Source organism: Mycobacterium sp. E342 (genome assembly GCF_001667665.1).
Taxonomy (GTDB): domain Bacteria; phylum Actinomycetota; class Actinomycetes; order Mycobacteriales; family Mycobacteriaceae; genus Mycobacterium.
In genome coordinates, this window is sequence record NZ_LZJM01000036.1 from 1 (window position 1) to 5,998 (window position 5,998).

Genomic DNA, 5,998 nt, shown 5'->3' on the forward strand with positions numbered 1-5,998 from the left:
CGCCGTGGCCTGCCTCAGCTTTACCCGGCTGCCGTACTTCCAGAGTCTGGGCATTCCAGCCGCGTTGGGCATCCTCGTTGCGCTGGCCGCCGCGCTCACCCTGGGACCCGCGATACTCACCTTGGGCGCCAAGGTCGGCATCTTCGACCCCAAGCGGTCGATCAGAACCCGCGGCTGGCGGCGGATCGGCACGGCCATCGTCCGCTGGCCGGGGGCCGTTCTCGCGTCCGCCTGCGCGCTGGCCCTGGTGGGGCTGATCGCCTTGCCCGGCTACAAGACCAGTTACGACACCCGTCCCTACATGCCCGCCAGCGCGCCCGCCAACATCGGGTACACCGCCGCCGAGAAGCACTTCTCCCGGGCTCGGCTGGAGCCCGAATTGCTCATGGTCGAAACCGATCACGACATGCGTAACCCGGAGAGCATGCTCATCCTTGACAAGGTGGCCAAGGCGGTGTTCCACGTCCCGGGCGTCGCCCAGGTGCAGACCATCACCCGCCCCCTGGGCACCCCGCTCGTCCACAGCTCACTCGCGTTCGTGGTGAGCAATTCCAGCGCGGCGCAGCAGGAAAACCTGACCTACCAACGAGAACGGGCCGAGGATGCCCTCAAGCAGGCCAATGAGCTCAGCAAGACCATCAACATCCTGAAGCAGCAGTACGTGTTGCAGCAGCAGCTCGCCGGCACCACCCACGACGAGACTCAGAGCTTTCATGACACGCTCGGCACGATCCAGGATCTGCGCGACAAAATCGCGAATTTCGACGACTTCTTCCGGCCAATCCGTAGCTACTTCTACTGGGAGAGGCACTGTTACGACATTCCCGTCTGCTTCGCCTTCCGATCGCTCTTCGACGCACTCGACGGCATCGACGAACTCACTGAGAAGTTCGTCAACCTGACGGCTTCGCTCGACAAACTCGACGCGCTGCAGCCCAAACTGGTGGCGTTGATACCGCCCCAGATCGACAGTCAGCAGACCAACCGCGATCTGACGTTGGCCAACTACGCCACGCTGTCCGGGATTTATGCGCAGACCGCCGCCGCGATCGACAACGCGACGGCGTTGGGGCGGGCCTTCGACGCGGCCAAGAACGACGACACCTTCTACCTGCCGCCGGAGGTCTTCAACAACCCCGACTTCAAGCGCGGCCTGAAACTGTTCCTCTCGCCGGACGGCAAGGCGGCTCGCATGATCGTCACACACGAAGGCGATCCGGCTACGCCTCAAGGCATTTCACACATCGATCCGATGGCCAAAGCGGCGCACGAGGCCCTGAAGGGCACGCCGATGGCGGACGCGGGAATCTATCTCGGCGGGACGGCCGCGACCTACAAGGACATCCAGGACGGCGCCAAGTATGACCTGATGATCGTGGCGTTCGCCGCGCTGAGCCTCATTTTGCTGATCATGATGATCATCACGCGCAGCCTGATCGCCGCGCTGGTCATCGTGGGCACCGTGGCGCTGTCGCTGGGCGCTTCGTTCGGGTTGTCAGTTCTGGTGTGGCAGTACCTCTTCGGCATCCAGCTGTATTGGGTCGTGCTGGCGCTGGCCGTGATCCTGCTGTTGGCGGTCGGATCCGACTACAACCTGCTGTTGATCTCCCGGTTCAAGGAAGAGATTCATGCCGGCCTGAACACCGGCATCATCCGGGCGATGGCGGGCTCCGGATCGGTGGTCACCTCGGCTGGCATCGTCTTCGCCGTCACCATGTGTGCGTTCGTGTTCAGCGGCTTTCAGGTTCTCGGTCAGATCGGCACGACGATCGGCCTGGGCTTGCTGTTCGACACGCTGATCGTGCGCTCGTTCATGACGCCGTCCGTCGCACGGATCCTCGGGCGCTGGTTCTGGTGGCCGCAGCGGGTGCGTCCGCGTCCGGCCAGCACCATGCTGCGGCCCTATGGTCCGCGGCCGGCGGTCCGGCAGCTGCTGCTGTGGGAGGACGACGACCCGGTGGTCGCGTCGCACGCGCGTTAGCGCAGCATGGTGGCCACGATCCCGGCCAGGTAACCCAGGCGGGCCACCTCCGACGGCCGGAATTCGGGGCCCGGGCGGCCCAGCACGACCGCCGTATGCGGATCGCCGAGCGGGGCGGCGACCATCGTGGTGTCCATGTCGCGCCACGCCTGCGGCACCCACTCACCCGCGCTGTCCAGCGTCATGGCCTGGTCGAGCGGCAGCCACGGGGCCGAAGCCGCCCGCGTCTCCGGCGTGCCCGGGCTGGCGGCCAGGCGCTGCAACTCGCCGCCCGCGCTCCGCAGCACGGTGCACCAGCTGACGCGCAGTACGCGGGGTGCCTGGTTGGCCAGGACCTGTAGTCGGGATGCCTTGTCGGCGGCGGCGGCGACATGGTCGAGCAACTCCAGCTCCCGATGCGCTTCCAGCAACCCGGTGTGCGGACGCACGGTGTCGACCCGGACACCGGAGAGCGACTCCGCGGCGGTGATCAGCGTGTCCGGCATCGCCCCCGGCGGCAACTCGATCACCAGGTCGTCGATCGCATAACCCGAGCTGCGCTCCACCACGTCGAGCGACAAGATGTCGGCGCCCACCGAACCGAGCGCGACGGCCAGCGAGCCCAGGCTGCCCGGGCGGTCGACCAGCTCGATGCGCAACAGATACGACGGCACGGCCAACACTGTGACACAACGATGTGTCGAAGGCATTTCGGCTGCGCACGGTGGGCAACGCGCGCCGGGGCCGAGTGCCCGGCGCGCGCCCGGGCGAGCGCGTTAGGCTTTCCTGTCGTGTCTCAGATCTCCCGCGACGAGGTGGCCCATCTGGCCCGGCTGTCCCGGCTGGCGCTGACCGACAGCGAGCTGGACAGCTTCGCCGGTCAGCTCGACGCCATCCTGACCCACGTCAGCCAGGTGCAGGCGGTCGACGTCACCGGCGTCGAAGCGACCGGCAATCCGCTCAAGGACGTCAACGTCACCCGCCCCGACCGGCCGACACCCTGCCTCACCCAGGCCGAGGCGCTGGCCGCGGCGCCCGAGGCCGCCGACGGCCGTTTCGCGGTGCCGCAGATCCTGGGGGACAGCGAGTGAACGAGGTCATCCGGTCCGACGCCGCGACCCTGGCCGCCCGGATCGCCGCCAAGGAGCTGTCGTCGGTCGAGGTCACGCAGGCGTGCCTGGACCAGATCGCGGCGACGGACGACCGGTACCACGCCTTCCTGCACGTGGCCGCCGACGAGGCGCTGGGGGCGGCCGCGGTGGTCGACGAGGCGGTGGCCGCGGGAGAGCGGCTCCCGTCGGCGTTGGCGGGGGTGCCGCTGGCGCTCAAAGACGTCTTCACCACCGTCGATATGCCCACCACCTGCGGTTCCAAGATTCTCGAGGGCTGGCGTTCCCCGTACGACGCCACCGTCACCACGCGGTTGCGTGCCGCCGGCATCCCGATCCTGGGCAAGACCAACATGGACGAGTTCGCGATGGGTTCGTCGACGGAGAACTCCGCCTACGGCCCCACCCGTAACCCGTGGAACCTCGACCGGGTGCCCGGCGGCTCCGGGGGAGGCAGCGCGGCGGCGTTGGCTGCTTTCCAGGCGCCGCTGGCCATCGGGTCCGACACCGGCGGCTCCATCCGGCAGCCGGCGGCGCTGACCGCGACCGTCGGCGTCAAACCGACCTACGGCACCGTGTCGCGGTACGGCCTGGTGGCCTGCGCCTCGTCCCTGGACCAGGGCGGCCCGTGCGCGCGCACCGTGCTGGACACCGCGCTGCTGCACCAGGTGATCGCCGGGCACGACCATCGCGACTCCACGTCCGTCGAGGCGGCGGTGCCCGACGTCGTCGGCGCCGCCAAAGCCGGCGCTTCCGGTGACCTGCGCGGCGTGCGCGTAGGGGTGGTCAAGCAGCTGCGCGGGGAGGGCTATCAGCCCGGTGTGCACGCCTCGTTCGAGGCGGCCGTCGAGCGGCTGACCGATCTGGGTGCCGAGGTGAGTGAAGTCGACTGCCCGCACTTCGAATACGCGTTGGCCGCCTACTACCTGATCCTGCCGTCGGAGGTGTCGAGCAACCTGGCCCGTTTCGACGCCATGCGCTACGGGCTACGCGTCGGCGACGACGGGACGCACAGCGCCGAGGAGGTGATGGCGCTGACGCGTGCCGCCGGTTTCGGGCCGGAAGTCAAGCGGCGCATCATGATCGGCACCTACGCGCTGTCGGCCGGTTACTACGACGCCTATTACAACCAGGCGCAGAAGGTGCGCACCCTGATTGCCCGGGACCTCGACAAGGCGTACGAGTCCGTCGACGTGGTGGTGTCGCCCGCGACCCCGACCACCGCCTTCCCGCTGGGCGAGAAGGTGGACGATCCCCTGGCGATGTACCTGTTCGACCTGTGCACGCTGCCGCTGAACCTGGCCGGCCACTGCGGCATGTCGGTGCCGTCGGGGCTGTCGCCGGACGACGGCCTGCCGGTCGGCCTGCAGATCATGGCGCCGGCGCTGGCCGATGACCGCCTGTACCGGGTCGGCGCCGCCTACGAGGCTGCCCGCGGCCCGCTGCCGAGCGCGATCTAGGCGTCTGCGCGGCGCGGCGGCCCCGCCGCAGGGCAAGATAAGGGCATGCGGATCGGAGTTCTGACCGGAGGTGGCGACTGCCCGGGGCTCAACGCCGTCATCCGGGCGGTGGTGCGCACCTGCGACGCCCGGTACGGCTCGTCGGTGGTCGGCTTTCAGGACGGGTGGCGCGGGTTGCTGGAGAACCGACGCATCCAACTGCAGAACGACGACCGCAACGACCGGCTGCTGGCCAAAGGCGGCACGATGCTGGGGACCGCTCGGGTGCATCCCGACAAGTTGCGGGCCGGGCTGGATCAGATCAAGCAGACGCTGGACGACAACGGCATCGACGTGCTCATCCCGATCGGCGGGGAAGGCACCCTGACCGCCGCGCACTGGCTGTCCGAGGAGAACGTTCCCGTCGTCGGCGTGCCGAAGACCATCGACAACGACATCGATTGCACCGACGTCACTTTCGGTCATGACACCGCGCTGACGGTGGCAACCGAGGCCATCGACCGCCTGCACAGCACCGCCGAATCCCACCAGCGGGTGATGCTGGTGGAGGTGATGGGCCGGCACGCCGGCTGGATCGCGTTGAACGCCGGCCTGGCCTCCGGCGCGCACATGACGTTGATCCCCGAACAGCCCTTCGACGTCGAGGAGGTGTGCCGGCTGGTCAAACGTCGCTTCCAGCGCGGAGATTCGCACTTCATCTGTGTGGTGGCCGAGGGCGCAAAACCCATTCCGGGTTCGATTTCCTTGCGCGAAGGCGGAATTGACGAGTTCGGCCACGAAAAGTTCACCGGCGTCGCGGCCCAGCTGGGTGCCGAGGTCGAGAAGCGGATCAACAAGGACGTCCGGGTGACCGTCCTGGGCCACGTCCAGCGCGGCGGGACCCCGACCGCCTACGACCGGGTCCTGGCCACCCGGTTCGGCGTCAATGCGGCCGACGCCGCACACGCAGGGGAATACGGTCAGATGGTGTCGCTGCGGGGGCAGGACATCGGCCGCGTGGCGCTGGCCGACGCCGTGCGCCAGCTCAAGCTGGTGCCCGAGAGCCGCTACGACGACGCCGCCGCGTTCTTCGGCTGACCCCGCGGGCAAACGGCGGGTGACGCCGACCTGGCTCCGGCCTGAATTTGCCCGGCCTTTGACCTGCCAGGGACGCGTCGCCGAAAATTCGTGGTTTCCCGACCGGTGCCCAGCGGTTATACCGGAGTTGTGAGCAACCGCGGTTCGAGTCGCGGAGTCGTTCAGCACCCCGCGGTGCCGGCGGGGCCACCGGGTCCACCGGGTCCGCCAGTGCGCCCGCCGCGTAACCCCGGTCGGCGCACCGACGCCGATCCGGCGGCCGCGACGGTGCCGCAGCCCCCGCTTGCAGACCCATCGATCCGCAGGCCGCCGTTCAGGCCGCCACCCGCCCGGCAATGGCGCCCGCCGCGGGCGCGAGGGGCGCGCGATGCCGGGGCGGGAGCAGGGGGGGG

The 5,998-nt window shown here is 68.8% G+C and carries 5 protein-coding genes; 4 read left to right on the forward strand and 1 reads right to left on the reverse strand.

Going from position 1 to position 5,998, the window contains the following annotated elements:
* Nucleotides 1–1,981 (forward strand): MMPL family transporter (locus A5692_RS01960; protein WP_068051506.1); only part of this gene is annotated, 1,981 nt, incomplete at its 5' end.
* On the opposite strand, the gene A5692_RS01965 is transcribed toward A5692_RS01960, so the two are convergent.
* On the reverse strand, nucleotides 1,978–2,634 hold the full coding sequence (locus A5692_RS01965) for an amino acid-binding protein (protein WP_156765881.1): 657 nt from the start codon (nucleotides 2,632–2,634) through the stop codon (nucleotides 1,978–1,980). The two genes, A5692_RS01960 and A5692_RS01965, sit on opposite strands and share 4 nt — an antisense overlap.
* 117 nt (nucleotides 2,635–2,751) lie before the next feature.
* On the opposite strand from A5692_RS01965, the gene gatC reads away from it, so the two are divergent.
* The 3 genes from gatC to A5692_RS01980 are packed head-to-tail and all read left to right on the forward strand — an operon-like array spanning nucleotide 2,752 to nucleotide 5,606.
* Nucleotides 2,752–3,051: an Asp-tRNA(Asn)/Glu-tRNA(Gln) amidotransferase subunit GatC gene (gene gatC, locus A5692_RS01970; RefSeq protein WP_068051510.1), complete on the forward strand. Its 300-nt coding sequence runs from the start codon at nucleotides 2,752–2,754 to the stop codon at nucleotides 3,049–3,051.
* Complete coding sequence (gene gatA / locus A5692_RS01975) at nucleotides 3,048–4,529, forward strand: Asp-tRNA(Asn)/Glu-tRNA(Gln) amidotransferase subunit GatA (RefSeq protein ID WP_068051512.1); 1,482 nt, start codon at nucleotides 3,048–3,050, stop codon at nucleotides 4,527–4,529. The genes gatC and gatA overlap by 4 nt, the downstream gene beginning before the upstream one ends.
* Nucleotides 4,530–4,574: 45 nt before the next feature.
* Complete coding sequence (locus tag A5692_RS01980) at nucleotides 4,575–5,606, forward strand: ATP-dependent 6-phosphofructokinase (protein ID WP_068051514.1); 1,032 nt, start codon at nucleotides 4,575–4,577, stop codon at nucleotides 5,604–5,606.
* The last annotated feature ends 392 nt before the right edge of the window (nucleotides 5,607–5,998 follow it).

What these genes read in the sequence shown, in the direction of transcription:
- A5692_RS01980 (WP_068051514.1), top strand. Translation starts at nt 4,575, where the DNA reads ATGCGGATCGGAGTTCTGACCGGAGGTGGCGACTGCCCGGGGCTCAAC.